General features: G+C 61.1%; 21 protein-coding genes, 1 tRNA gene and 2 pseudogenes. 13 read left to right on the top strand and 11 right to left on the bottom strand.

Annotation, left to right across the window (positions count from 1 at the left end; all coding sequences use genetic code 11):
* Positions 1 to 352 (top strand): annotated as a pseudogene (locus A37A_RS0111070) (hypothetical protein); the annotation flags it as partial.
* A gap of 52 nt (positions 353 to 404) precedes the next feature.
* On the opposite strand, the gene A37A_RS0111065 reads toward A37A_RS0111070, so the two are convergent.
* The 3 genes from A37A_RS0111065 to A37A_RS0111055 form a co-directional block, all read right to left on the bottom strand.
* Positions 405 to 1,298 carry a uracil-DNA glycosylase family protein gene (locus tag A37A_RS0111065; RefSeq protein ID WP_018291566.1) on the bottom strand — a complete coding sequence of 298 codons (894 nt, stop codon included), beginning with the start codon at positions 1,296 to 1,298 and terminating at the stop codon, positions 405 to 407.
* On the bottom strand, positions 1,282 to 2,268 hold the full coding sequence (locus A37A_RS0111060; protein WP_018291565.1) for an RluA family pseudouridine synthase: 987 nt from the start codon (positions 2,266 to 2,268) through the stop codon (positions 1,282 to 1,284). Before A37A_RS0111060 ends, A37A_RS0111065 begins: the two co-directional genes overlap by 17 nt.
* Before the next feature lie 338 nt (positions 2,269 to 2,606).
* A complete protein-coding gene (locus A37A_RS0111055) occupies positions 2,607 to 2,882 on the bottom strand; it encodes a ferredoxin (protein WP_026195790.1) in 276 nt (91 codons plus the stop codon).
* Between the two features lie 89 nt (positions 2,883 to 2,971).
* Between A37A_RS0111055 and bioD the strand changes: the two genes are divergently transcribed.
* Positions 2,972 to 3,655: a dethiobiotin synthase gene (gene bioD / locus A37A_RS17210; protein WP_018291563.1), complete on the top strand. Its 684-nt coding sequence runs from the start codon at positions 2,972 to 2,974 to the stop codon at positions 3,653 to 3,655.
* Positions 3,656 to 3,665: 10 nt separating this feature from the next.
* On the opposite strand, the gene A37A_RS0111045 is transcribed toward bioD, so the two are convergent.
* The 3 genes and pseudogenes from A37A_RS0111045 to A37A_RS22055 form a co-directional block, all read right to left on the bottom strand.
* Positions 3,666 to 4,691, bottom strand: a complete 1,026-nt coding sequence (locus tag A37A_RS0111045; protein WP_018291562.1) for an N-acetylmuramoyl-L-alanine amidase-like domain-containing protein — start codon at positions 4,689 to 4,691, stop codon at positions 3,666 to 3,668.
* Positions 4,692 to 4,743: 52 nt separating this feature from the next.
* Entirely contained in the window at positions 4,744 to 6,204 is a 1,461-nt protein-coding gene (locus tag A37A_RS17205; protein WP_018291561.1) for a hypothetical protein, read from the bottom strand.
* Between the two features lie 32 nt (positions 6,205 to 6,236).
* Positions 6,237 to 7,458: pseudogene (locus A37A_RS22055) on the bottom strand (ISL3 family transposase).
* A gap of 309 nt (positions 7,459 to 7,767) precedes the next feature.
* On the opposite strand from A37A_RS22055, the gene pdxH reads away from it, so the two are divergent.
* Together pdxH and A37A_RS0111025 are read left to right on the top strand one after the other, a co-directional pair.
* Positions 7,768 to 8,412 (top strand): pyridoxamine 5'-phosphate oxidase, encoded by a 645-nt coding sequence (gene pdxH, locus A37A_RS0111030; RefSeq protein WP_018291558.1) that lies wholly within the window; start codon positions 7,768 to 7,770, stop codon positions 8,410 to 8,412.
* A 194-nt stretch (positions 8,413 to 8,606) separates the two neighbouring features.
* A complete protein-coding gene (locus tag A37A_RS0111025) occupies positions 8,607 to 9,056 on the top strand; it encodes a cytochrome c (protein ID WP_020494343.1) in 450 nt (149 codons plus the stop codon).
* Positions 9,057 to 9,169: 113 nt separating this feature from the next.
* Here A37A_RS0111025 and A37A_RS0111020 read toward each other — a convergent pair whose 3' ends face one another.
* From A37A_RS0111020 to A37A_RS17190, 4 genes are all read right to left on the bottom strand, one after another.
* Positions 9,170 to 9,382 carry a DUF2905 domain-containing protein gene (locus tag A37A_RS0111020; protein WP_018291556.1) on the bottom strand — a complete coding sequence of 71 codons (213 nt, stop codon included), beginning with the start codon at positions 9,380 to 9,382 and terminating at the stop codon, positions 9,170 to 9,172.
* A 12-nt stretch (positions 9,383 to 9,394) separates the two neighbouring features.
* Positions 9,395 to 12,124 carry an alanine--tRNA ligase gene (gene alaS, locus A37A_RS0111015; protein ID WP_018291555.1) on the bottom strand — a complete coding sequence of 910 codons (2,730 nt, stop codon included), beginning with the start codon at positions 12,122 to 12,124 and terminating at the stop codon, positions 9,395 to 9,397.
* Positions 12,125 to 12,131: 7 nt separating this feature from the next.
* Complete coding sequence (locus A37A_RS0111010; protein ID WP_018291554.1) at positions 12,132 to 12,899, bottom strand: YebC/PmpR family DNA-binding transcriptional regulator; 768 nt, start codon at positions 12,897 to 12,899, stop codon at positions 12,132 to 12,134.
* Between the two features lie 291 nt (positions 12,900 to 13,190).
* Positions 13,191 to 14,336, bottom strand: a complete 1,146-nt coding sequence (locus A37A_RS17190) for a ribonuclease D (protein WP_020494342.1) — start codon at positions 14,334 to 14,336, stop codon at positions 13,191 to 13,193.
* A gap of 129 nt (positions 14,337 to 14,465) precedes the next feature.
* Here A37A_RS17190 and moeB point away from each other — a divergent pair, with 129 nt between their 5' ends.
* The 7 genes from moeB (at position 14,466) to A37A_RS0110965 (ending at position 22,365) form a co-directional block, all read left to right on the top strand.
* The gene (gene moeB / locus A37A_RS0110995) at positions 14,466 to 15,641 is read left to right on the top strand and encodes a molybdopterin-synthase adenylyltransferase MoeB (RefSeq protein ID WP_020494341.1); all 1,176 of its coding nucleotides are present in this window, start codon (positions 14,466 to 14,468) and stop codon (positions 15,639 to 15,641) included.
* Positions 15,642 to 15,969: 328 nt separating this feature from the next.
* Positions 15,970 to 16,269: an ATP-dependent Clp protease adapter ClpS gene (clpS, locus tag A37A_RS0110990; RefSeq protein WP_020494340.1), complete on the top strand. Its 300-nt coding sequence runs from the start codon at positions 15,970 to 15,972 to the stop codon at positions 16,267 to 16,269.
* The gene (locus A37A_RS0110985; RefSeq protein ID WP_018291549.1) at positions 16,266 to 16,775 is read left to right on the top strand and encodes a DUF2017 family protein; all 510 of its coding nucleotides are present in this window, start codon (positions 16,266 to 16,268) and stop codon (positions 16,773 to 16,775) included. Before clpS ends, A37A_RS0110985 begins: the two co-directional genes overlap by 4 nt.
* Positions 16,776 to 16,862: 87 nt before the next feature.
* The gene (locus tag A37A_RS0110980; protein WP_018291547.1) at positions 16,863 to 17,600 is read left to right on the top strand and encodes an alpha/beta hydrolase; all 738 of its coding nucleotides are present in this window, start codon (positions 16,863 to 16,865) and stop codon (positions 17,598 to 17,600) included.
* A 287-nt stretch (positions 17,601 to 17,887) separates the two neighbouring features.
* Positions 17,888 to 19,516: an efflux transporter outer membrane subunit gene (locus A37A_RS0110975; RefSeq protein ID WP_018291546.1), complete on the top strand. Its 1,629-nt coding sequence runs from the start codon at positions 17,888 to 17,890 to the stop codon at positions 19,514 to 19,516.
* The gene (locus A37A_RS0110970) at positions 19,513 to 20,808 is read left to right on the top strand and encodes an HlyD family efflux transporter periplasmic adaptor subunit (protein ID WP_018291545.1); all 1,296 of its coding nucleotides are present in this window, start codon (positions 19,513 to 19,515) and stop codon (positions 20,806 to 20,808) included. The genes A37A_RS0110975 and A37A_RS0110970 overlap by 4 nt, the downstream gene beginning before the upstream one ends.
* Positions 20,809 to 20,820: 12 nt before the next feature.
* On the top strand, positions 20,821 to 22,365 hold the full coding sequence (locus tag A37A_RS0110965) for an MFS transporter (RefSeq protein ID WP_018291544.1): 1,545 nt from the start codon (positions 20,821 to 20,823) through the stop codon (positions 22,363 to 22,365).
* On the opposite strand, the gene A37A_RS0110960 is transcribed toward A37A_RS0110965, so the two are convergent.
* Complete coding sequence (locus A37A_RS0110960; RefSeq protein WP_018291543.1) at positions 22,346 to 24,811, bottom strand: glycogen/starch/alpha-glucan phosphorylase; 2,466 nt, start codon at positions 24,809 to 24,811, stop codon at positions 22,346 to 22,348. The genes A37A_RS0110965 and A37A_RS0110960 overlap by 20 nt on opposite strands.
* A 238-nt stretch (positions 24,812 to 25,049) precedes the next feature.
* Here A37A_RS0110960 and A37A_RS20715 point away from each other — a divergent pair, with 238 nt between their 5' ends.
* Entirely contained in the window at positions 25,050 to 26,303 is a 1,254-nt protein-coding gene (locus tag A37A_RS20715; protein ID WP_018291541.1) for a hypothetical protein, read from the top strand.
* Positions 26,304 to 26,340: 37 nt separating this feature from the next.
* Positions 26,341 to 26,421, top strand: a tRNA-Leu gene (locus tag A37A_RS0110945).
* Positions 26,422 to 26,705 lie beyond the last annotated feature (284 nt).

The following is a 26,705-nucleotide window of genomic DNA, read 5'->3' as shown; positions in this document are numbered from 1 at the left end:
CTCCGAGGTGGAAAGAGCCTTCCGGAAGCTCAAGGACGTCCTGGAGCTTCGGCCGATCTACCACCACAATCCCAAACGGGTGCGGGCGCACGTCTTCGTCGCCGCCTTGGCCTTCCTGCTTGACCGGCTCCTGGAGAAGAAACTCAAGGCGGCCAATCTCCCCTTCTCCAGCGAGCAAGCTTGGGTTGCCCTCCGAACCATCCATCTGGTGGAGTTCGCCTTCGGAAGTGAAAAACGTCGCGGGGTCACCGCCGGGAACCATCAGGCCCGGCAAATCCTCTCCGCCTTGCACATCTCTGCCCGGGAGCCGCCGCCCCAAAGGGCAAAAATGGGTCCTGTAGTGCCAATTTGAAATGACGGGTACTGCCTCGCAACGACTTACGAGACCTTCCCCCAAACATGGGCTAGCCCTGGCTCGGGATCAGAAAAAAACCGCGCTGGCGCTCGCTGATGGGGAGGTTGAGCCGCTTCATGACCAGGAGCAGGTCTTCCCAAACTTGCCGTTTGAGCCGCAGGTCGGGTCTATAAAGGAGGTAGCTCGGATGGAAGGTCGGAAGAAGAGGAATTCCCTGAAAATCGAGGAAGGTTCCTCGCATGGTGCTGATCCCTGTGCGCAGCCCGGTCAAGCCCTCGAGCGCGGTCGCGCCCAGGGCAACGATGACTTCCGGCCGGATGATGTCGATCTGCTCGCGCAGATAGGGCAGACAGGTCTCCATCTCTCCCGGAGTGGGCTTTCGGTTGCCCGGAGTCCCGGGGGGAAGGTCAGGTCGGCACTTGAGGATGTTGGCGATATAGACATCCTCCCGCTGAAGTCCCATCGCTTGGATCATGCGGGTTAAGAGCTTACCGGCGGGTCCGACGAAAGGCTCGCCTTGTCGGTCTTCCTCGGCTCCCGGGGCTTCGCCGGTGAAGAGCAGTCGGGCATGGGGGTTTCCTACGCCGAAAACGATCTGCGAACGGGACCCGGCGAGATGAGCGCACCGCCGACACCCGGCGGTCGCTTGACGGAGCGCTTCCAGCCGCCGAACACGCTCTTCCCGGTCGGTTGGTTCGGGGGAACCAGTGGACGGGCGAGATAGTGAGTTCGGGATTGACTCCTGGGGTGGGCCAGCCTCCTGCGGCAGCGAGGCTTGAGCTGCGGACAGCGACTCCGAAATGCCTTCTTGCCGCGGGATGGAGATCGATCGAAGGGCTTGACGCCAGCCGGGCCAGAGGCGGATAGAGCGGCGGCCCGTACGGCGCAGGGTTTCTACGTAGGCGAGGAGGGTCGCGCGGAATTGTTCAGGGTCCTTGGGCATCGTTCCTCGCAAGCCAAGCAAAAAATTCCTTCGGAAGTGGGCTTTCGAAGCAGACACGTTCTCCGGAGCGGGGATGGAGAAAACTCAGCAAGCGCGCGTGCAGGAGAAGACGAGAGCCCCCCGACTGGCGGTTTCCCCCGTAGAGGGGATCGCCGACGATCGGGTGGCCGAGGGAGGCGAGATGCACCCGAAGTTGGTGCATTCGTCCTGTCTGTGGGCGGCATTGCACGAGTGCCGTACCGCGACGCTGCTCGATCAGGGAAAACTCGGTCAGCGCCGTTCGCCCTCCTCGAGAGAGGGCCGCCATCTTTCGGCGGTTCCGAGGATCGCGCCCGACATTCCGGGAACAGGAGAAAGGGGTTCGCGGAAAGGTTCCCCAAACGACCGCCTCGTAGCGCTTTTCGACAGTTCGCGAGGCGAACTGGTGCAGGAGGCTCGCCCGAGCGGGTTCGGTCTTCGCCACGACCAGCAAACCGCTGGTTTCCCGGTCGAGACGGTGGACAACGCCCGGCCGAATGGTGTGGCTTCCAGGTAGCCTGGGGAGATAGCCAAGCAGGGCATTGACAAGTGTTCCGGTTCGGTGGCCGAAGGCCGGATGCACGACCAGTCCCCAAGGCTTGTCGATCAGGAGGAGATCGTCGTCCTCGTAGAGCACCAGGAGCGGAATCGGCTCTGGTGTTGGGAGGGCTGCCTCCAATGCGGGCGCACGAACGGAAAGGTCGATTTCGATCTCTTCTCCTCCTCGGAGGCGATAGGAGGGGGTGGGAGCCTCGGAGATGCCCTTGATCTGGACAGCCGACGAGCGGAGCCGCTGCTGCACCGATGTGCGCGACATCCCAAGAGAAGCGGCGAGATACCGGTCGAGTCTTTCTCCCGGTTCATTCGGATGGAGGATTTTCCGCGTCTCCCCCGTCTGCGAAACGCCGTCGGGGGATTTCTGCCGATCCCGCTGGCTTGGGAGTTCACCCATTGGAGCCAAAGATATCAACCGGCCTGTCTCACAAGGCGCGGATACGAACTTTGCGAGTCAAGCAGACCAACCGGCATATCTCACAAGCTTTCTCCTGCGGCTTGCGAAATGGATCTGTCTGCTTCGCTCTCGCTTGGTTTTCCATCCTTGCAGTATGTCGTCATACAGCTCCGGGGGAAAACCGGCGCCGCGCCTCGCATCCAAGCCCATTTGCGGCGCCTTGGCTACGAAATTCGTGAGAAATGGCGGCTAAGGCGACTAGGCAGGACGCGCAGCCGCCGCAAAGCAAGCACACACGACGCCCGCTGGGGAGCAACCGCCCGTCGCTCAGAGAATCGCTAGCCTTGTCCGACTTCCGATGCTTGGGCAGCGACCTCCGCAGCCTTCCCGTCATCTCCGATCGCTTCCACCGGACAGCCTTCCTTGGCCTCGCGGCACTGCTCCTCTTCTTCCGGGGTCTCAGGCTGCTTGTAAACGAACGAATGTCCGCCATCATCATTCCTCTTGAAGTTCGAGGGCGCGGTCTCCCGACAGAGATCGCAGTCGATGCACTGGGAGTCTACGTAGTATTTTCCGAAAACGTTGTCCGGATACCGATTGGTGAGATCTGCCATATTTTCTTGCGTTTGGTTTTGCTTTTCCGAATAATCCTCGTCCGTCGCCTTCCGGAAGGATCGAGTAAGCTTACGGAGCACCTCGGTATTTGCAACCGGAAAAACATTTTCAGCTTTTTCTTTCCGGCACGGACACGGACGTCGGCAAAAGCCTCTTCGGCGCTGCGCTCCTGGAAGCCTGGCGGTGCCGAAACTGGCAGCCTATCGGCCTCAAGCCCATTGCGACAGGGTCGCGGGTTGACGCTCTCCGTCTGCAAGCGGGAGCGGGAACCAAAATGTCTCTTTCGGAAATCAATCCCTTCTTCTTTCGCTGTCCAGCGGCTCCGGCGATTGCCGCCGAAAAGGAAGGCCGAACGCTGAATCTCCAGGAGGTCGCAGCGCGGGTGAGAGCGATGCTGGCGAAGTTTCCCTGCGCCCTCGTGGAAGGAGTCGGGGGCTGGAAGACGCCGTTGACCCGGACGGAAACAATCTGCGATCTAGCCAGCGGCATCGGTCTTCCCGTGATCGTCGTTGCCCTCTGCCGGCTCGGGGTGTTGAACCATGCCCTGCTCACGGTGGACAGCATCCGAGCCGCTGGCCTGACTCCGCTGGGGATTCTCCTCAACGGCTTTTCTGAGCCCTCGGAAAAGACGCGCGCGGAAACGGCTGCTTGGCTGAGCCTCCACGCGCGGGTTCCTGTCGCGAGCTTTCGAGACGCCTGTGAACTGAGGGATTGCCCGCCACCCTGGCTCTTGCCCGGCCCCCTCGCCGCGCCTCGGGTACGAACTTTGTGAGACATACAGGCTAGCCGGCATCCACCGCAGGGGATGTGGCGGGGGAGTCCCTGTTTCCCTTGGGTCTTTTTTCCGCTGCCTTGGAGCGTCGGGCCAGGGAATCAGCCTGGGGGAGATCCAGGGGCCGGGCGACGAGGATGCCTGCCGCCTTGGGATGGGCGAGGAGATAGTCGCTGAGCCGGGGGCCGATCACGACGCGGCGCTCTGCCTGGATCGAGGTGGCATGGAGGAAATGGAGAACGCCGCCGGAGTCCCGGTAGGCCAAGCCGACGTGCGAAGTGAAGGTGCCTGGCCAGGTGCTGGCGATACAGATGACGTCCCCATTTTGCAGGCGAGGCTCGATCGAAGCCACACGTCCCTTCGGGATGTAGTAGACGGGTTGCGCCGAGATCTTCTTCTCCAAAGCTTGAAAACGGGGAATGAGATCGGGGTTGTGGCGGAGGTAGCGGAATTCCTGCCAGTGATCGCCCATGTAGTGGAGGGAATGGCCGCTCATCGGGATCCCTCCGAGCCGCTGGGTCAGATCGATCACCAACCCGCGACGGGCGTTATCGCGAATCCAATCCTCCAGATGGTGGAGGCGCGAGTAGTAGGTTCCGTCACACCGGCCTCCCCGGTAGCGATCAATTTCGATCATGTGGAGAAGGTCATCCGGGCTGTAGTCGCCCGCTTTTTCCCGCAACATGCGGGCAAACCCGAGGGAAATCTCAAAAAAGGTCCAACAATCCATTTCGTCCAGGTCGGCGGAGGGCGCCTCGACGTGATCATCGATCTCCAAGGTCCAGTTCTTGTACGGCGTTCCGACCAACGCCAAGCCGACACGAGCCGTGCGCTGGCCAATCGGCAGCTCCCGCCAGTCTTCGCGCTCCGCCTCGGCGACCAGCCGCGTGAAGATCGGTTGCCCGCGGAAGACGACGGAGCGCGGGAGAATCCTCTGTGCGGAATCCGACTGCGAGGCACCCCTTGCGGGATCGAAAAAGCCCGGGAGAGCCACCGACAGAAGGAGCAAGAATATCGCGACCGGTCGTCTCGGCATGCGAGACGAAAGTACGGGATCGCGCGAAGGAACAAAAGAGCTTTGCGAGAATTCAGGCGCGGATCACGGGATCTCCCTTGGAGGCTTGGCTTGCCCTCGATTCCGAAGGGGAGTTCCTATAGCCGAAAAGCGCTTTTTCCCGAATCAACTGGGCCGCCCGGACTGGAACATAGCTCTCCCACGCGGGATCACCTGCCCGGATGAGAGCGCCTACCTGCCGCGGCGAGAAGCCGGCATCGGGTGGATTGCGGGGAGAGAGGGCTTCGATCCGGCCCGTTTCCTGCAAGTAGCCATAGAGATGGCCGAGCGGCCCTTCCAGGGCGAGCTGCTCCACCGTGCGGACCTCTCCATCCGATCGTTTTCGGGTTGGATAGACGTAGAGTTTCACGTTCTTCTTGAAGAGGCGGCCCATCGCTTCGAGGATGCCGCCTTCGACATACGAGTAGTAGCGTTCGCTGAAGAGCTGTTCCAAAAGGGGAATTCCGAGCACGACGCCAACCAGGCCTTCGGCATAGCGGGCTAGGTACGAGCTGATTTCGTAGAATTCGGCATAGTTGGAAATCAGGACATGGTGGCCGATCGCGCAGAGGAGCTCGACGCGCTGGAGAAAGTCGGATGAGTCAATCTTGCCATCGGGCAAGAGGAGGTTCTTGGTCGTGATCTCCAACAACTCGATCTTGGCGAAGCGCTCGATTGCGGGATCTTGAAGGAATTTCTCTCGCGCAAGCTCAAGCATATCCATGTGCATGCGGGTGACCGGAGCGAACTCGCCCCGTTCGATCAGCATCGATTTCCGGCGGAGGAGCTCGCCAGGCTGGCGCGGCTGCCCCGTCGGATCGAAGAGAATGACCCGTGACATGCCGAGCACGATGAGATGGAGATTTAAGAGGCGATTGTCGCAGCTCTCAAATGCAGGCCCTCGTGCGCAAACCAGATCAATTTCCAGCCGCTCGGAATCGAGATTGTCCAATAAGGATTCGACAAGTCGATAGGGATTCCCCCATAAATAGCAAATACTATAAAGCAAATTTACGCCAACGATTCCCAGTGCCTCCTGCTGTCTCACTCGCTCTTTATCCAGGAGCCGAATATGAAGAACCACCTCACTGGGCTTAGCCAATGGCTCGTGCTGAAAGCGCACCCCCAGCCACCCGTGGCATTCGTTCCGTGGTTGAAACCCTCGAATGGTAACGGTGTCCGCAAAGACGAAGAAGCGGGTCTCTTCCGCCCGCTTTTGACTCAGTCGCTCTAAGAGGAGATCGTATTCATGGTCGAGCATGGCCACGAGCCGCTCGCGGGAGACGTAGCGTTCCGTCGGGCCGTAGATCGCGTCGCTAAATGTCATGTCATAGGCGGACATCGACTTCGCCACGGTTCCGGCCGCCCCGCCCACCGTGAAGAACCAGCGAGCCACCTCTTGCCCGCCGCCGATTTCCGCAATCGTGCCATAGATCTTTTGATCTAGATTGATCTCAAGGGCCTTCTCATGGGAAGTTAGAATGCGGCTGGACATGATGAGCAGGCCTCTTCGCTGTTTTTCGTGGGTTATGAGGTTACGACGGGAAGATCCAACGTCAGCTTTCCGGCTTTGAGGAAAGCGGCGATCCGCAAGCACCGAAAGCTTCGGAAGCCTCTGGCCATCCTTTTGGCAAGCTGGATGAGTCCGTTGATCGCCTCGATGAGGCCATTGGTCACCCGGCTCTGGAGGAAAGCAAGGACGCCGTCCATGTGCTCTTTGATCGTCTTGGAAAGCTTTCGGAAGGGAGCAAGCCGGCTGCGGTCGGCCCACTGGAGCCACCAGCGGAGCTCTTGGGGATCCTCTTGGGCGAGGATCTCTTGCAGAGCCTCCCGCAACCCAATGGCTCTTCCCAGTCTGGGGTAGGCTGCACAAAGGGAGGCACGCAAACTCTTCTGCTCCCTGCTTCGCGTCCATTCGTTGCCTCGCAGCGCCCAGAGGCTTCCCTTCGGCAGCAGCCCCTGACGCACGAACTCCTTGCGTACTTGGTCGACCGCCTCCCCCGCCGCCCCCGCCATCTGCATGAGGTGGAAGCGGTCAAAAGACGATGGTCCGCCTTGCGGAAGTGCTCCTTGGCTCCGGCAATGTAGGAGGGGCTCATGTCCACCTGCAGATCAGCTCAATCTGCTCAGGATCCGCTCCGTGCTCCCGCATCTCCTTGGCAAATGCCTCCAAGGTCTCCTTTCCTTTGCCCTCCACCAGGAAGAGGAGCTTCCGGCTGTCCGCGTCGGTAACGGCGGTCACGTAGCGGTGACCCCGCTTGCTGCTTGTCTCGTCGACCAGGATCCGCTTCACCCCGCTCCAATCCTCCTTCCGATAGGCCTTTTCCACGTAGTGCTCCAAGATTCTCCACAGCCGGGTGTCCTGCTCCTTGAGCATCTCGGCCACCTGGGAAACCGGCATCTCCTGGGAAAGCATCCGGATGACCGCCTCCATCATCAGGGTAAACCCGCTCCCCGGCCTGGCCCAGGGAACTTCCGCCAACCGCACTCCGTGCTCCGGACAGTCCACCCGTGGAACCCGCGCCACCAGCTCGGTCTTGTACTGCCAGAAGTTCATGTGCCTCCACCGCTTCTCCACCGTGTCGTGCGCAGGAGAAGGACGCCCGCATTCCGGACAGGGGAACCGATGGCCCTCTCGAAAATCGAGCCAGATCTTCAAGGTATGATCCACCGCAGAAAGTTCGCTTCGAATCACCTTCCATTCCGGACCCAACTGTAAGGCCATCCCAAAAAGCTTGTTCGCATCCATGCCCGAAGAATCGGAAAACGAGGCGAGCTTGGCAATCCGCCGTCAAGGAGGATCGACGAAGTCGAAGTGTCCTTGACGGCAATTCGCCCGGACACAAAATCCGCCGAAGACGGATGGCAAGAACACCGTTTCTTGCCATCCCTCAATGGCAAATCTGCCCCCTCCGCCCATTCTATTCAGCGAAGAGCCATGAGCAGTAAACCAGTGTTTGTGTCGACCCTCAACCCTTTCTTGCGAAGTTGGGAGATCTCAAGGTAAGGTCTTGCCGCATTAGAAGATCGGAAGAGAAAACTGGAGCGGAAGGAGCGTGTGATCTATCTAGAGGGCTCGGGCAAAGACTTCGCTGGCGCTCCTCTTTTGCGCGAGCAACTCGACGCCGATCCGCTGCGACAATTTCTTTCCTGGTACCAGGAGGCGCAGCGCATAGAGACGGGCGATCCGACGGCGGTCGCCTTGGCGACCTCTTCCCGGGAGGGCAGGGTGCGAAGTCGCATGGTCCTGCTCAAAGCGATCGACAAGAGGGGTTTTCTCTTTTTTAGCAATTACGGCAGCCGCAAGGGACGGGACCTCGCGGAAAATCCACAGGGAGCCTTCTCTTGCTTTTGGCCAGCGTCGATGCGACAGGTCTGCGCTCGGGGCGCCGTAGAAAAGACAACGGTCGCGGAGTCCACTGCCTACTTCGAGAGTCGACCCGTTTTGAGCCGTCTCTCCGCCTGGGCTTCTCCACAGAGCAAACCGATTCCGCCCGAGCGAGCCTTCCTGGAAAATCGCCTCCGCCAGATGCAGGAGCGCTTTGCCTCCAGCAATGTGCCTCTGCCTCCAGACTGGGGCGGGTATCGCCTGATTCCCGATGAAGTCGAGTTTTGGCAGGGCAGGAGCAATCGACTCCATGACCGCTTCCACTATGTGCGCGTACCGACAGGAGGGTGGAAAGTGGAGCGGCTTGCTCCATAAGCGCGAAGATGCCGAAACGCCCCGATCGGAGGAAAGAGCCTCTCCACCGCTTTAGGATTGACAAACAACCTAAAGAACCGATCACTCAGTAGGTTACGATGAAGACATCCCTATGCAACTGGATTGGTTCTCGCGCGTCCTTCTTTTCTTCCTTGGAAGCACTCCGTGGCAGCGCTATTCGGAGAAAACGCTGGGTGGCGATCTTGGGCGGGGCGCTCTCGCTTGCGCCGCTGGCCGCCTTCTCGCAAGATGCGAAGCGGGGTGAGCAGCTCTATACGATGAACTGCGCCGCCTGCCATCAGCCAACCGGCACCGGGATTCCGGCCGTCTATCCTCCGTTGGCCGGCTCGTCCATCACGACGGGAGGCTCCAAGCGGGCGGTGGCGATCGTTCTCAATGGCTTGCAGGGCCCCATCACCGTCAACGGGATGCAGTACAACGGCCCGATGCAGCCTTGGAAGGCCATCCTCTCCGACGACAAAATCGCCTCGATCCTGACCTATGTGCGGCAGGCGTGGGGCAACAAGGGGACTCCGGTCACCACCGAGCAGGTGAAGGCCGCTCGGGCCGAGTATGCCCAGAGGACTTCGCCCTTGAACGAAGCCGACCTGACGGCGATCGCCGACGAAGATATCAAGCCATAACAGGCAGGTTCGCGTAGCTGGCGGACTCCTTGCCCCTCGGCGCAATGGCTCGGGCAAAAGCGGCTTACTCTGCTTGTTTCCCAAGCCGCAGGAATGCTTGGGAGAGATGCTGGTTAGCGCCGGAACAGCCAGAGAATTACGCTGAGGAGGAGGCTTCCGAGCAGACAGGTGGTGATCGGAAAGAAGAAGCGTACGTTGCCCTTTTCGAGCCGAATGTCTCCCGGAAGCCTCCCGATCCACTTGGTATCAATTCCGAGGCTGAGCAGTAGGCCGACGACCGCCAGGAGAAGGCCCGTGAGGAAGAGAAGCCGACCGATCTGCTGCACGGGGAGAGCCTCCTAGCCGGCGGCGCGAAGAAGCTCCTTGGCATGCGTAAGAACCGCCGGAATGCTTTCTGGCCGCGCGTTTCCCCCTTGGGCGAGTTCCGGGCGCCCGCCCCCCTTGCCCGCGACGGGCGAGAGGATGTCCTGGAGAAGCCGGGCGGCGTTCACTCGGGGGAGGTAGGTCCGGGAAACGCCGACCAAGAAAGCCGCGCGTTGAGGATCGCGGGAGGCGAGGACGGCGACGCCTTCCCACTGTTCCTGGATTGCCTGCCAGAGGAGGGGAAGATAGCCTGTGGGAGCCGGTCCGCAGTCGAGGACAATCGTGGGGAGAGCGCCGTAGCGCTCCGCAGTGCTCGTGGCGGATTCTGCATTCCGGCGGGCGCGCGCCCGCAAGGCGTCTTCCGCTTTCTTAGCCGCCTGTTTCTCCGCTTCGCGAATCCTCCCTTCGAGCGACTGGAGGATCTCTCGGCGCTCTGCAAGCCGCTTGGCGGCTGCGGCGGGGGTGAGTTCCGAGGAAAAGGGGGCGAGCGGCGGAATTCCGGCCTCTTTCCGACGTAAGCTTTCCCAAGCTTTGTCTTGGGCAACTGCCTGCTCTCGCAGGAAGTCGCGAAGTGCACTTCCTCCGGCCGCCTCGATCCGACGGATGCCGGCCGCCACCCCGGTTTCGGAGAGAATCTTCCAAAATCCGATCTCGCCCGTGTGACGGATGTGGGTTCCGCCGCAGAGTTCCCGGGAGGAGTCTCCGATCGAGACGACCCGCACCCGCTCCCCGTATTTTTCTCCAAAGAACTGGAGGATCCGCGGGTCGTTCTTCACTTCCGCGTAGCGGTGCTCTTCGCAGCTCACTAGTTCATCCTCGGCGATGCGCTCCTGCACCAGTTGCTCCACGCGGGTGATCTGTCCCGGGGTGAGCGGGCCCGTATGGGCGAAGTCGAAGCGGAGCCGCTCGGGACCGACGTAACTGCCCCGCTGGACGGTTTGAGGACCCAGCACCTCGCGAAGGGCCCAGTGGAGAAGATGGGTCGCGGTGTGATGAATGGCGATCCTTTTCCGGCGCTCCCGGTCGACGCGCAGGACTACCCGGCTGCCGGGCATCAGGCGATCGACCTCACTCAGCCGATGCAGATGGGCTCCGCTGGCGGAACGGGTGGTGTCGAGCACCGGCAGGAGATGGCCTTCGTGCTCGACGCTGCCGGAGTCCCCGATTTGGCCTCCCATCTCAGCATAAAACGGGGTGCGGTCGAAGACGGCGCGATTTCCGGCCAGCAGAAGAACGACCTCCCCCTCTGCCTCCAATTCTTCGTAGCCGACAAAATTACTCTGCGCCGCCACGCTCAAGAGATCGTCTTCGCGCGCCGCCGCAGAGCGGCTGCGCTGCTTTTCCATGCTTTCCTCGAAGCCCCGCGTGTCCACGCGAAGCCCCTGCTCGCGCGCCATAAGCTCGGTAAGATCGAGCGGAAAGCCGTAGGTGTCGTAGAGCAGGAAGGCTTCTTCGCCGGAGATCTCCCGGCTCTCTCGCTTTGCGGCACCATGGGCCAGATTTTCGAAGAGGGAGAGCCCCCGTTCCAAGGTGTGGGCAAAGAGAGTCTCCTCCGTGGCGAGAATGGTGGCGATCCGGGACTCTTGCTCGACCAGCTCAGGGAAAGCTTCCCCCATGGTGGAGATCAATGGCGGGAGAAGTTCGGGAAGGAAGGGGGGGCGAAGGCCGAGGGTGCGGCCGAATCGGCTCGCCCTCCGGAGGATCCGGCGTAAGACATAGCCCCGTCCGACATTGCTGGGAAGGATGCCGTCGGCGATCGCGAAGGCGAGGGCCCGAAAATGGTCGACGATGACGCGACAGGCGACGTCGCTCTGCTCTCCCCGTCCTCCGGGCTCGGGAAGCGCCCCTTTGTACGGAAGGCCGGAGAGCGTTTCCAAAACCCGAAGGAGAGGGTGAAAGAGATCGGTGTCGTAGTTGGAGATCCTTTGGGAAAAGTCGCGAAAGACGTGCGTGCCTTGCAGGATCGAGGCGATCCGCTCCAGCCCCATTCCTGTGTCCACATGGCGGGCCGGAAGAAGGGAGAGGGAGCCGTCGCCCCGAGCATCGTACTGGATGAAGACGAGATTCCAGACCTCCAGGCAGCGTGAATCGTTTTGATTGAGAAGCCGCCCGCGGCTTTGGCCTTCGGGAGTGAGATCGACGTGAATCTCGGAGCAGGGACCGCAGGGTCCGGTTTCCCCCATCATCCAGAAATTGTCCCGCTTCCCGAACTTGGCGACGTGGACTTTCGGATCGCACCCGGCGCCGGCAAAAAGAGCGGACCAGGCTTCGCAGGATTCGGCATCGAATTCGCCCGGCTCGCCCGTGCCGGGTTCGTAGACGGTCGCATAGAGACGAGCCGGTGGAAAGCCCCACCAGTCCGTGAGGAGCTCCCAGGCCCACGCGATGGCCTCCTTTTTGAAATAGTCTCCGAAAGACCAGTTTCCCAACATTTCAAAAAAGGTGTGATGGGAGGTATCGAAGCCCACTTCTTCCAAGTCGTTGTGTTTTCCTCCCGCACGGATGCACTTTTGCGTGTCGGCGGCCCGCGGCGGGGAGTAGGGGCAGAGGCGCTGGCCGAGGAAGATCGGCACGAACTGGTTCATCCCCGCATTGGTGAAGAGCAGGTTCGGAGAATTGGGGAGAAGAAGCGCCGAAGGGACGATCGTATGGCCACGCTCCCGAAAGAAGCGGAGAAAGCTCTCGCGAATTTCCGACGAGGTCACGGCATCTCTATCTCCCCGGGACCGCGTCTTCCGCCTGCGCCATCATCTCGGGGGCCATCTCGAAGTTGGCGAAGACATGCTGGACATCGTCGTGCTCCTCAAGGGCGTCGAGAAGCCGAAGGAGGGACCGGGCGCTCTCCTCCTCCTTGAGCGAGACGACGTTCTGGGGGACATAGGCGAGCGCCGCTGACTCGACGGGAATGCCGGCCGCCTCCAAGCTCTTCACAACTCCTTCCAACCGGTCGGGCGAAGAGAAAATTTCGATCGACCCTTCCGAGGCCTGAACGTCGTCGGCCAATGCCTCCAGGGCCACCTCGAAGACGCGATCGAATGAGGCCTTGCCCGCGTCGATGTGGATGATCCCCTTGCGCTGGAAGAGCCAGGAGACACTGCCGGCTCCGGCTAGATTTCCTCCGTGGCGGGCGAAAAGACTGCGGACTTCGGCTGCCGTTCGGTTGCGGTTATCGGTCGCCGCCTCAACCAGGACCGCAACGCCCCCGGGAGCATATCCCTCGTAGAGAATTTCCTCGTAGGTCTCTCCGGCGACTTCGCCCGTTCCTCGCTGAATCGCCCTCGTGATGCTTTCCGAAGCGACTCCGTCCGCCTTGGCGGTTTCGACCGCGCGCCGCAAGCGCGGATTGAACCCGGAGTCTCCGCCGCCCAGTCTGGCTGCCAGAGTAATTTCCCGCACCAGCTTGCTGAAGAGCTTTCCTTTCCGCGCATCGGTCACCCCTTTCTGGTGCCGAACCTTTGCCCAGTGGCTATGTCCCGCCATCTTCTCTCCCTTCCCGTTACAATTGGAGGCGGAGCAGCGGGAAAGTCAAACCTTTGCAAGCCCGCCGAAGGGCCGATTTCCGGTCCTTGCGGGACCAGAGCCTGCCTGTCTCACAAAGTTCGTAGTCGAGGCGAGGCGAATGGGCCTGGATGCAAAGCGAGGCGCAGGTTTTCCCCCGGAGCTGCAGGACGACATGCTGCGAGGAGGGCCAAAAACCCAAGTCCCAACGAAGCCGCCGGGTTCATCTCGCAAGCCGCAGGAGAACGCTTGGGAGACAGGCAGGCCAAGCATTCATTCGGAGTTGGCGAAGAGCTCCTGCTGCCAGCGGCACCAGCGCCCTTCGGCTCGCAGGCGTTCCGGCGCGCCTTGCGGATCTAAGGCGAGCTCCAGGAGGATGGGCTTGGCGGCAAGCAATCCGGCTTCGATGCCCAAGCGGGCGGAGAGTCGGTTGCGCCTCTCGTTGAGCTCCTGCAGGCGCCGAGCCGCTTCAGAACTGAGTTTGAGCCTGGGCTTGGTGGGCGGAAGGAGATTGGCGGGCGATTCCTTTGTGTGGGCAAGAGCGGCCGCAAGCCGGGCACGCTCTTCTTTTCCCAGGTGACGAGGGAGCCATTTTGCCGGGATACCCTCCCTTTGGGCAGCCGTCGCGGCTGCCATCCGGAGCAGCAACTCTGGGGAAACCAGCCGGAAGGGAGCGAGGTCACGGCGAGCGGCCTCCTCTTCCCTCCATTCCCAAAGGGCGAGAAGGTACGGGAGCGCCTTGGGCGGGAGCTCGCGCCAGCCGCGAATCCGCCACGCCCCCTTCTTATCGGCAGCGGCCTCCCCCGTCTTGCGACGGAGCCGTGAACAGCTCTCCTGGTGCCAACCCAACCGCCCCAGCCGATCCAGTTCATCGGTAAGCCGCTCTTGGAGCGGTTCCAGATAGCGGACGTCTTGGGCTGCATAGTCGAGCATCGCCGGGGAGAGCGGACGCCGTGCCCAATCGGCCTTTTGACTCTCTTTAGCCAGCACGACTCCGAAAAATCGCTCGACCAGCGCCGCGTAGCCGACGGCGGGAAATCCGCAAAGCTGGGCGGCCATCATCGTATCGAAGATGGCGGGAGGTTCGAGCGAGCCCGCACCCCGCAAGAGCCTCCGGTCGAAGTCCATTCCATGCAGGATCCAGGACGATTGAGCCAGGAGTTCCCAGAGAGGGGATAGGTCTACGGCGAGGCTGTCGATGACAGCGGCCGTGTCCGCCTGCTGGACGGAGAGGACGCAGAGTTTCGCCTGATAATGATGAAAGGAGGCCGATTCGGCGTCGAGGGCGATGGGCCGATTCGGTTGAAGTGCCTTTAACAAGGAGGAGAGTTCGGCCTCCGAATGGATCCAGGTTGCGGTCGGGCCTGCGGACTTGGGGAGCCCCTTGGGCTTCCAAAGGCGGAGCTTGCGAAGAATCATCGCCAGCAGTAGATAAGGAAAATTTTCCTTTCGCAAGCCTGGCCGCTCCGCAACATTCGGAGTAGAGGGAAGTGGCGTGATTAATCATTCCAAAAGGCCCGGAAAGGAAGAGCGAAGGAGAAGGATTCAATGAGCTATTTGCCGCGAGTGAGCAAGGTTTTCCCGGCCGCCGGATTTTCCCATGAAGAGATCCGGCGCTACGGCCGACATCTCATCATGCCGGAAGTCACACTGGAAGGGCAGCAAAGGCTCAAGTCGGCACGGGTGCTCGCGGTGGGGACCGGTGGCTTGGGTTCGCCCTTGCTCTTGTATCTCGCGGCGGCGGGGGTTGGCCAGTTGGGGATCGTCGATTTCGATACGGTCGACGATTCGAACCTGCAGCGGCAGGTGCTGCACAAGACCCGCAACATCGGCAAGCCGAAAATCGAATCGGCAACCGAGGCCATCCACGAACTCAACCCCAACGTCAAGGTCGTTCCCTACCCGACAGCCCTCCGTTCGGATAATGCCCTGGCAATCCTCCGGGATTATGATGTCGTCGTCGACGGCACCGACAACTTCCCCACCCGCTACTTGGTCAACGATGCCTGCGTTCTTTTGGGAAAACCGAATGTCTACGGGAGCATCTTCCGCTTCGAAGGCCAGGCGACCGTCTTCTGGGCGGAACGAGGACCGTGCTACCGGTGTCTTTATCCGGAGCCTCCCGATCCCGGCATGGTGCCGAGTTGCGCCGAAGGGGGGGTGCTGGGCGTTTTGCCGGGCCTTATCGGGATGGTGCAAGCGATCGAAACGGTAAAGCTCATCCTCGGATTAGGAGAACCCTTGATCGGACGCCTTCTCCTGTTCGACGCCCTCGGTATGGAGTTTCGGGAATTTCGCTTGCGGAAGGATCCCGCCTGTCCGATCTGCGGCAGCGAGCCGAGCATCCGCGAGTTGATCGACTACGAAACCTTCTGCGGGATCGGCACCCCGACCGCTGGGAACGACGTCCCGGAGATCACGGTGCAGGAGCTCAAGCGGAGATTGGATGGAGAGGCCGCGTTCGATCTGATCGATGTGCGGGAACCGCACGAAGTCGCGATCGCGCAGATCCCCGGGGCGAAGGTAATGCCGCTTTCCGAGTTCCATCAGCGCATTCACGAGCTCGATAGCGCCCGGGAAGTCGTTCTCTTTTGCAAGCTCGGCCCGCGTTCCGCGAAAGCCTGCCGGCTGCTCTTCGATGCAGGCTTCCGGAAGGTGCAGAATCTGTCGGGAGGAATCGAAGCATGGAGTCTGGAGATCGATCCTTCTGTGCCTCGTTACTAGGCTGCCTATCTCACCAGCGTTCTCCTGTGGCTTGCGCAATGGACCTGTCGGCTTCGTTGGGACTTGGGTCTTTGGCCCTCCTCGCAGGATGTCGGCATACAGCTCCGGGGAAAACCGGCGGACCGCCTTGCATCCAAGCCCATCGGCCCTCGCCTCGGGTACGGGCTTTGTGTGACCTGCAGATTAGCCATGGCCTTTCCGGCATTTTTGTCCCAGTCGGTGCGCAAAAAAGGCTCTGCTTGTGTTCTTGCGAACGATGCGGGGCCAAGTAGAATGGTTAGTTCGTTACCAAACATTCGTGTACCAAACATTGCAAGCGGCAGAAGCCATGGAACAGTTGGCGGTTCCGGAAACGATCCAGGAAGAAGTCGTTGACGAAAAGGTCCGTGAGGCGTTTGAGCGCTACTGGGGCGTGATCGTCTGGAATGATCCGGTCAACCTCATGAGCTACGTAGTCTACGTTTTTCAACGAGTGCTGAAGATGAGCAAGCAGGAGGCCACCCGGCATATGCTGGAGGTCCATAACAAGGGAAAGAGCCTCGTCGCCCAGGGGACGCGAGAGCGAGCCGAGTTTCTCGTTCATCAACTGCAGCGATTTGGCCTGCAAGCGACCATGGAGCGCGGGTGAAGGTCGCACGGCACGAAAACCAGACTGTTTTTCACTTCGAACCGGCGGAGAGAGAGATCCTTCTGGCGTCGTTCCTCGAGTTGCGCAAGCATTACCAGACTGAGTTCTCTCAGCTTCCGGAAGAACTGCAGCAGTATTGGCGGGGAACCATGAGCCGCGGAGAGGAAGACGAGGCAATCCTCAGTGCGGCCGAGGAGTTGGAAGTGGAGCGCCTCAGTTGGCGTTCGGAGCGGCTTGCCCTTCTCGACAAGTGGCTTGCACCAGATAGTCCGCTGCAAAACCCTTCTGAAACCTCCTTGACGTTGAGTCCAGGAGAGGTCGACGAATTCCTTTCGATGCTGAACGACCGCAGGCTAACGATCGCCGTAGCCGAGGGTATCGCCGAGGAGCAGATGGATTGGGATCCTCTCTCGGTCGGATCGCGCGATCTCCAAAGAGCACTCTGGGAGATTCATTTTCTCGCGTATCTCCAGGAAAGCTGCGTCTCGTCCTTTCTGGAAGATTAGGAGAAGATTAGGACGACCGGAAACTTCGTCCGGAAATCGCAACTCCTGTGGTTGCGATCGTCCTCGCTACCATGGTAAACGGATTCCATGAAACGATCCATTCCGAACGAAATTCGCAACGCTCAAGGGGAACGACTCGACTTCGCCTACCAGGGAGGATCGCCCGATAATCCAACCTTGGTCGTGATCGGTCATGGCATTACGGCCCATAAAGACAGGCCGATGTTGATCGAGCTCTCCAACGTCCTTTCCCGCCATGGGATTCATTCGCTGCGTTTTTCCTTTTCCGGCAACGGGGCTTCGGATGGGAAGTTTGAAGAGTTTACTCCCACCAAGGAAGTAGGAGACTTGGGCGCGGTTCTGGATGCACTAGGAGAGTGGCATGTTGGTTATGCGGGCCACAGCCTGGGGGCGCTCGTGGGGGTCCTGCGGGCGAGCCGGGATCCTCGGATTCATTTCTTGATCTCCCTTGCGGGAATGGCGGATGCCGCCGCCTTCGCGAAGCGCGAGTTCGGCGATGTCATTTCGGGAGCGGGTTGCATGTGGGATATGCCGCAATTTCCGCTTTCCCGCGCCCTGATCGACGACATGAACCGGATCGATAACGTCGTGGAAGTGGCACGGAAGATCCGAGTGCCCTGGCTCTTCATCCACGGCCTTGCCGACGACGTCGTTCCTCCCCAAGATTCAAGGGATCTTTTTGCCGTCGCCGCCGAGCCGAAGCGGTTCGTCGAGATTCCCGGCTCGGATCATCTCTTTCCCGAAGGACATGCGACGACCATGGCGAACGCCGTCGCCGGGTGGATTTCGGAGTTGAAGCCCTAGGCTGCTCCAGTAACCTGCTGCGATCTTTCGCGGGCGGCTTTGCCCAGGCTCTGGGCGAGGCCGCCCGAAGGGAAGCGGCACTGCCGAGGAAGTGCCATAAGTCGAAGGATAGCTAGCTGCGGGAGGAGTAGCGTGTCGTGCTTGCGAAAGGCGGGCAGACGAACGATTCGTCTCTGGTCTCCATACAACGAGGAGACCAAATAACCAGAAGATTCAGAAAAGAGAGGGTGGTGGGTGATTGAGAGTAAGTGTGTACTTACTTACTTCTAGCTTCTAGTTAAGGGAAAATGCTCCTTTTTCGTGCCTGCGTGCCCGGGCGGCCGGTTCAGTGTCTTCCGGAGCCTTCCGCCAAAACGGCTTGCGCGTTCGAGAAAAATCGGGCGCGGGGCAAGAGATCCCTGCCACAGAGCCCGAACCGAGACGCAAGACTACGGGGAGAGCTGCTTCTGCCTGGCATCTGGATCTCCGCGGTCTCCCTATCGCTGGCCGGCTGCGCCTATCTTCCAAAAGACAGCAAGCCCGCCATTCCGATCGCTCCTCCGACGATCGCAGCGACGGTCGCTTCTGTTGCGCCGGAGGCGGTCTCCGTCACCGCCGAATGGCCGCAGAACTTCTGGTGGCGCGGCCTCGAGTGCCCCGAACTCGACCAGGTCATGCACCTGGCGTTGACGTCGAACCCGGACCTGCGGGCCACTCTCGACCGTGTTCACCAGGCTTGGGCGATGGCGGCTGGAGCGCGCAGCCGCTATCTTCCTTCGGGCGAGGTGCGTCCGTGGCTTGCGAATTCGGTCTTTGGCGTCTGGGGTTTTCCCGGTTCAAGTTTCTTCGGCCCCTTCGGGGCAAACTCATTCTTTTTTTGGGACATCATCCCGCTCTTCACCAGTTACCACGTCGATCTCTGGGGTGAAGACCGTGCTCGGGTTCGCGCGGCGGTGGGAGAGGCGCGAGCGGAGGAGTCCGAAGTCGCCGTCGCCCGCCTTTTGCTGGGCGCTACCGTCGCCCGACGCTACGTGCGTCTGGCGGCTGCGGAAGAGGAGCTCCGCTTGGCACGACGGCGGGAAAGCATCGCCGGCGAGCTGCTCTCTCTTTCCCGGGTGCGTGGGTCCCGCGGGGTCGACAGCCTCTTCCCGGTACATACGGCCGAAGAGCGGTTGGAAGCGGCCCGTCAAGATGTGGCTGGATTGGCGCGAGAGTGCCAAACCGTAAGGAACGAGATTGCTCGGTTGGCTGGACAGGGACCGGATTGGGGCAGGGCGCTCGCCGTCTCCGAGGCGAGTTTCCCCCGCCGGTTTCCGCTGCCGGAGCGGATTCCCTTCGACCTCCTGGGCCATCGGCCCGACGTCGCCGTGGCCTGCTGGCGAGCGCAGGCGGCTGCCAATCAATTGAAGGTAGCCAAGACTGCATTCTTTCCAAACCTCAACCTGGTCGCCTGGCTCGGCTTTCAAACCCTGAACTTTCCCACGATCTTCCTCAACCCTGCTCTTCCGCTGATGTACATGGCCGGACCTGCGATCACGCTACCGATTTTCCAAGGCGGCCGCTTGACGGCCCAGCTCGAAACGGTTGCCGAAGAGTATCATATCGCCGTGGAACGATATAACAGCGTCTTGCTCTCGGCGGTGCAGCAGGTCGCCGACTCACTGGCTTATTGGCAAGAAGCGGCCAAGGACCTGGAGGCGCAGGAGAGGGCAGTGAAGGCTGCACAGGCTAACGTCGATCTTTCTAGACGTCTCTTTGCCTCCGGGCTCAACGTGCGGCAGGATGTGCTCGAGATGCAGTACCGGCTGGCGGAGGAGGAAACCCGGCTGAGCGCTCGGCATGCCCAGCACGTAGATTCCGCCGTGGGGCTGCTGGTCGCCTTAGGCGGGGGTTTCGAACCCGCCAGCATCCCGGAATGGCCGCACAAGGGGTTATGATCCGGGAGCTTTGGGAGCGGTGGAGGCATCACGTTGCCCGGAACGTGCTGGCTCGAACGCCTCCTCGGTATCGTCGGCGGGTGCTTCGGAACTGGCGGCTGCTCATCCTCGGCGGGTTCGTCGCATTCGGATGGGCGGTTTTGCTTCTCTGGTGGTGGCTTTTCCTCAGTCGCTGGGTGGTAACCAACGATGCCTATGTGACGGGCAATCTCGTGCCGGTGAAATCCCAGGTCAACGGAACGGTCGTCGAGGTGCGCTACGAGAACACGCAATTTGTCCGACAGGGTGCGGTGCTCGTCCGCCTCGACGGACTCGATTCGCGTGTGGCCTTGGAAGGGGCGGAAGCCAGGTTAGGCGAAGCGGTCCGGCGAGTGGAAGGTCTCTTCAGCCAGGTGGTTCTCGACAAGCAGAAGATCTTGGCGGAGATGGCGCGGCTGGAGCGGCTCCGGCATGATCTGGAGCGTTACCGGGCGGTGGCACCTTACGGGGCGATCCCTGCCCAGCAGGTTGACGACACCGAGTGCCAGATCCGGGAGCTGGAAGCGACCGTCCAGGAGGCCGAGGCGGACCTGCAAGCGGCGGAGGCACAGATTCGACGGACGACCGTGGAGCGCCATCCGGAGGTCCTCGAAGCCGCAAGCATCCTCAAGAGGGCCTATCTGGATTACGTGCGCCGGGAGGTTCGGGCCCCGGTGACCGGATTTGTCGCCAACCGTCGCGTCCAGCCGGGAGACGAGGTCCATCCGGAAACCCCTCTCATGGCGGTCGTCCCGCTCGACTATCTCTGGGTCGAAGCTAATTACCGGGAGAGGGAGCTCCACCGAGTCCGGCCGGGCCAGGGGGTGCGTATCTCGATCGATCTCTACGGCCGTCACCTACGCTACCATGGAGTTGTGGAAGGGATCGGAGCCGGGACGGGAAGCGTCTTCGGACTCCTTCCCCCGGAAAACGCCACCGGAAACTATATTCACATCGTCGAAAGGGTGCCGGTTCGGATCCGGCTGTCCGAGAAGGAGCTTCGCGCCAACCCGTTGCGCCCGGGGCTCTCCGCCATCACTGCGATTCATGTGAGCGAGAGGGGGAGCCCGGTACTCGAGTCGCTCACTCGCTTCCCCAAGGAAAAATACGAAGCCCCCTTTTACGAAAAGGAGCTTCAGGGCGCCGAGGAGAGGATCGAGCGGATCATCGCCGCCAACCGGCGGCCGCCCCATCCTTCGGCTGAAGGCGTAAGGGAAGGCCGGGAGCCTGCCGGGACGCCAGCCCCCGCGACAGCTCCTCGAATCGATCCGTGAGCGGAGGACCCGATGAAACCTGAAATCGTTCTGCGCGGCTGGCGTTTCTGGACGATCCAGTTCGTTCTTCCCTTGGAGTTCGTTCTCGCCCTTTACGGCTCTTCCTCCTATGCGGCGTTTAATCTCTATTCGGTGGGCGATCTGGGGCAGAGCCCGAGCCATGCCTCCTGGAGCTCGGCGATCTTCTTTGCGGGAAGGGGCTTTGGGATGTTCCTGGCCCCCTTGGTCTCCCGCCGTTTCCGATCGATTCCATCGCTCCTCGCCTCCTGCTTCGGCTTGAGTGCGGTCTCCTTTTTCTGCGGGTTGATCGGCGATTTCTACCTCTTCCTCGTTCTTCGGCTCCTGCTCGGCTTCCTTTCGGGAACGGCAATGATTCTCGCCCAATTCATCACGCTGCGCCTCCATCCCGTCGAACGCTGGCCCAATGTGATCACGGGCTTCGGTCTGCTCTTGGGGAGCACTTTTGCCTTCGGCCCCAACGTCGGCGCCATTCTAGAAGAGGCGGTGGGCTGGCGTGCGTTTTTCCTGATCGCGGCTCTGCTCCATCTTTTCTTTGGCAGCCTCCTCTGGGCGGTGCTCGTCCGCCGGCAGGAAGAGCCGGTCGCCTTCCGGTTCGATTGGGTGGGCCTCGGGCTCATGTTGTTATCCATGCTTTTCCTCCAGGCCGTGGTCGTTCGCGGGCAGGACGAGGACTGGTATAACTCGACCTTCGTGATCGTTCTCGCAGCGGTTAGCGTTCTTTCCCTGATCGCCTTCGTGATCTGGGAGCTGGGCCAGAAAGAGCCGCTCATCGACGTCCGGCTCTTTCTCCAACCACATTATACGACCGCAGTGTTGGCAAGCTCGGTCCTCCTCATGCTCGCTTTCGGCATGCTCTCCCTGATTCTTCTCAATCTCCAGGCCGTCGGGGGCTATACGCCGGATTTGGCCGCACGTTCGTTTCTGCCCGTGTTCCTCTTGATGCCCGCCGGCTGGATTCTCGCCACCTATCTCAACCGCCACGTGGATCCGCGCTGGCCTTCCGCGCTCTACCTGCTCGGATTTGCCGCCTTCGCCTACTGGGTGAGCACCTATGACTATTTCGGAAGGCGATCCTGGTATACCAACCTGCTCGGATCTCAGGTGCTCGAGGGATTCTGCCTCGGTGCCATCGCGACCTTGACCGCGGTCGCTCTCCAGCGGACTCCTCGTCACCGGGAAAGCACGGCGAGCCAAACCTTGATGCTGGTGCGCACCTACGGGATGAGTTGGGGGCCGGGAATCCTGGGAACCTTTCTCACCCATCGCACCGCCTTCCAGCAGACCCGCCTGGTCGAGACCGCCCCGTGGGGCGACCCAGCCTTCGGCTTGGCGCTCGATCGGCTGCTTCAGGCGGGTGCTTCCTCGCTGCAAGGAGTCCGGCTTCTGGGGCGCTATGCCTCGAGCCACGCCGTGATGCTGGCTACCGAAGATGTCTTCCGCTTCTGTTTTTGGTGTTTTCTCGGCTTGGCGATCCTGGTCTGCACCCCGCTCGCCAGGAAAAGAGAACCTACGCGCGCTAATCAGTCGCCGGAGTAGATGGAGAGAGCCGCCAGATCCCCTCCGCGTACTCCTGGATCGAGCGGTCGCTCGAAAACTTGCCGACCAAAGCGGTGTTCTCCATGGCCATCGACAGCCAACGTGCTCTGTCGCGGTAGGCCCGCTCGGCCTGACGCTGGGCGGCCAAGTAGGCGGCGAAGTCGGCCAAGACGAGGAAGGGGTCTCCCCCTTCCAGGAGGCTGTGCCGTAGCGGAGCGAGGACTGAGGCGGGCTCCCCGAGGGTCAGGTCTCCGGAGCCGATCCAATCGAGAATCGCTCGCAACTCAGGATCGGCCTCATAGATCTCCCAGGGATTGTAGCCTCCTTGGACCCGCTCGGCCACCTGCTCGGCGGTCAACCCGAAGATAAAGATGTTCTCCGGTCCGACCTCCTCCCGGATCTCGACGTTGGCCCCGTCCAATGTGCCGATCGTGAGTGCTCCATTGAGCGCGAGCTTCATGTTGCCTGTGCCGGAGGCCTCCTTGCCAGCCGTGGAGATCTGTTCGGAGAGATCGGCGGCCGGGATGATCCGCGAGGCCCGGGTCACCCCGTAGTTGGGGATGAAGCCCACTTGTAGCCTCCCGAAGGCACGGGAATCGCTGTTGATGCGAGCCGCCACCGCGTTGATCGCCTTGATGAGGCACTTGGCTAAGTCATAGCCGGGCGCAGCCTTGCCGCCGAAGAGGAAGAGCCTCGGAGGAAACTCCCCGCTCGGATTCTCCAGAAGCCTCCGGTAGAGCCAGAGGATGTGCAGGAGGTTCAGATGCTGGCGCTTGTATTCGTGGATCCGTTTGATCTGAACGTCAAAGAGCGCATCGGGATCGGTGGTGAGCCCGCACCATTCCCGCAAGCAGTGCGAAAGCCGGACCTTGTTTGCCCTTTTGATGGTGGCGTAGTGTTCCCGGAAGGAAGCATCCCCGATGAACTTCCGCAGTTCCTGAAGCCCAGAGAGATTGGTGATCCATCCCTCTCCCAGGGTTTCGGTGAGGAGGGAGGCCAGCAGCGGATTGGCTCCGAGAAGCCAGACCCGAGGGGTGATTCCGTTGGTGACGTTCCGGAACCGGCCCGGAAAGAGGGCCGAGAACTCGGGAAAAAGCCGGCTCTGGAGAAGCTCCGAATGGAGCGCGGAGACCCCGTTGACCGAAAAGCTCCCGACGACCGCCAGATGCGCCATGCGGACCGCCTTGCCATGGTTCTCCTCGATCAAAGAAATCGCTCGGCGCTTACCATCCGAAATCTCGTCCGTCCCCGGAACGAGCTCGAGCAGCCGCCGGTTGATCTCGTAGAGTATCTCCAGATGGCGCGGAAGAACTCGATGGAAGAGCGACACCGACCAGGTCTCCAACGCTTCCGGGAGGAGGGTATGGTTGGTGTAGGCGAAGATCCGGGTGATCCAATCCCAGGCTCGCTCCCACTCCATCTTCCGTTCGTCGATCAGGATCCGCATGAGCTCGACGATCGCGATCGCGGGATGGGTATCGTTCAGGTGAATCACCACCTTCTCCGGCAGAAGGTTCCAATCCTGATGCTCGGCCTCGAAGCGCCGGAGAATATCTCGAAGCGAGCAGCTGACGAAGAAATACTGCTGGACGAGCCGCAGCTCCTTCCCTTTCTCGGTCTTGTCGTTAGGGTAGAGAATCTTCGTGATGGATTCGCAGAAGCTCTTTTCCCCGACCGCTTCGAAGTAGCCCCCCCGGTTGAAGGCATCGAGGTCGAACTCCCGGGTCGACTTGGCGCTCCAAAGGCGGAGCAGGTTGACCGTGCTCCCCCCAAACCCCGCAATCGGAATATCAAAAGGAAGACCGAGCACATCGCGGCAATCGGTCCAGCGGCATCCTCCCTCTCGGTGCTCAACGGTTCCGTAGAGATGCACCGTTTGGACCCGCTCGGGATGCACCATCTCCCACGGGCTCCCGAATCGATGCCAATCGTCGGGTCTCTCGATCTGGTATCCGTGGACGAAGTCCTGTTGGAAGAGTCCGAACTCATAATGAATGCCATAGCCAATCGCCGGCAGCCGGAGAGTGGCTAGCGAATCGAGGAAGCAGGCGGCAAGTCTGCCCAGCCCTCCGTTGCCGAGCCCCATTTCGCCCTCCTCCTCGCAGATGGCTTCGAGATCCGTGCCGAGCTTCTTCAACGCCGTCGCCGTGAGATCCCAAAGACCCAAGTTGAGCAGGTTTTGGCGGAGAAGACGCCCAAGGAAGTATTCGAGCGAGAGGTAGTAGAGCCGCCGTGCCTGGTTTTTCTGATGCGCTTCCTGGGTAGCAAGGAATCGCTCGGTCAGAAAATCCCGCGTCATCAGCGACGTGGCCAGCCACCAGTCCCGAGGAGTCGCGCTTTCCGGGATGCGGGCCAAGCTGAAGCGGAGATGAGCGCTGATGCATTCCCGGAGCGCCTCGAGTGTGACCTCTTTGGTGAAACGGGAGGAACCGAGGAATGGTTTCATCGAACGAGGAATCTCAGACGCAGGAAGCGGGCGGTCAAGCCTCAATCCATGGCTGCTCATCGGATCTCTGTGAATCTCGTTTGCCCTATTTGCAGATAAGCTTTGCTTCGCGGATCTCCGCGATCTTCGGAAGGAATAGCAAGACTCATGCCAGGATCCTCTGCGGCGGAGGCTCCGCTTGCCTTCCGTCTCCGGCCGGAGCAACGTTTGTGAGACATGCGGGTTAGGGGCGGGCCCGATGGATGATGATGGAAAACTGCTGGAGCCTGCAAGGGAAACCGGCAGGGGCGGGACGCACTTTGGGCGATCCTTGCGGTTGCGGTTGCTCTGGATCGCTTCGAGCCTTCTCTTGGGGTTGCTCCTTCTGGGGGCGCTTGCCGACGCTTACTTGCGTCCGCTCCCCGGTTCCACGACCGACGATGAAGTCCGGACTCCTGCGGCCCGCCAAGCGTTTTTTCAGACGTGGCAGGCGGCGCTTGCCCGCCTGCAACAGGGAAGCATGGGCTTGTGGGAGCCTCCTCCATCCGCACAGCGGTTCAGTTGGTGGGATCGAAGCCGGAAGCTTCCCAACGAGTCTGGGGTTCGGCTGGTACTTCGCCGCCATCTCTCTTCGGACATCGACCTGCGCGGCCTTCAACCGATCCTCCTGGAGACGCTGCCGGACGGGGTGCGCATCTCCTATCTGGTCAGCGTCGAGCCGAGGAGCAGCGAGTTCCTGATTCCGATCGAGCCCGCAGGAATTCCCGCAGGGACGGGCAAGATCGAAGAAGGGCTCACGCGTGATCTGCTCTTTGCCGAAGGCTTGCCGCCAGGACAGGTCTTTACCCTCGGTGACAAGATCTTGGTCGCTTCCGCAGGCAGCTCGTATCGCTTTCAATGGACCGTTCGACGCGCCACTGCCGACGCCGGACTCTGGCGCATCCGGGAGGTCGATCCGACCCCCTTCGAAGCTTCGCCTGACCTGGAGGGGATGGCGATCGCTGCCTCGAAAAACGCTCCGGTCCTTCTGGTCTGTTCCCAAGATCGGCTGAACCAAATCGAAGCGGAGCAGGAAGCGGCTTGGAAAGCTTTTCAAGATCGCTGCGGCGAGATCCGCCAAAAGACGGACCAGTATGCCACCCAGGTGCTCAAAGGCGTTCCCGGCATCCCGCGCAAGGGGCAACCGTTTGGCGTTGGGACCGGTACTCCGACCACGACGCTCGAAGCGGCGGGCTTGGGTCTCTTCGGCGGCGCACTGTTGGGCGGTTTCTCTGGGCATGCCGGACTCGGCGCCGACTTGGGTGCGGTGGGTGGCGGGCCAGGGGGGTATTGGTACAGCCAGGAGAGGCGGCCGGAGACCTCCTTGCGCGAAGCCCGAAGAAAAATCCTTTCCTACCGCAACGGCTTGATCGGTGCCTACGAGGAAGAACTCCAAGAAAGAGCGAGGGAACGGGAGGCCAGTCTGTTTCGCGGAGAAACCGCCGGTTTCGGCGAAAGGCCGAGAAAGAATTGACGCTGGCTCTCTTCCGAGCCAACTTCTGTGTCGCCTTGCGCTCGTGGCGGAACGGCAGACGCGCTAGATTCAGGTTCTAGTGGGGCAACCCGTGGAGGTTCAAATCCTCTCGAGCGCATTAACCTGCCTTTCTCGTGCGCCGTGAAAAGGGTGCATCGCCCAGTGGGGAGGGAGTGATCTCCACCCGGCAACGATTGCTCCAGCCGGAAGCACTCGGAGCGGCTACTGGTGGTAACGCCAGCGGTCGAAGCCTCTGGGGGAAAAGGCCCGGGAAGCGGGGGTCAGCGAGCAAGCAGGCCCTAAGGAAAGTGAACGCTGAACAAAGCCTCGAAACCGGCAATGCGGACGCCGAGCTCGTGAGAAAGAAGCGAAGGCCGTTGTCTCCCTGGGAAGGAGAGCAAT

It is taken from the genome of Verrucomicrobium sp. 3C (genome assembly GCF_000379365.1).
GTDB lineage: Bacteria > Verrucomicrobiota > Verrucomicrobiia > Methylacidiphilales > Methylacidiphilaceae > Methylacidimicrobium.
Note: the sequence above shows the minus strand (reverse complement) of the source record. Positions and strands in the feature narration are given on the sequence as shown.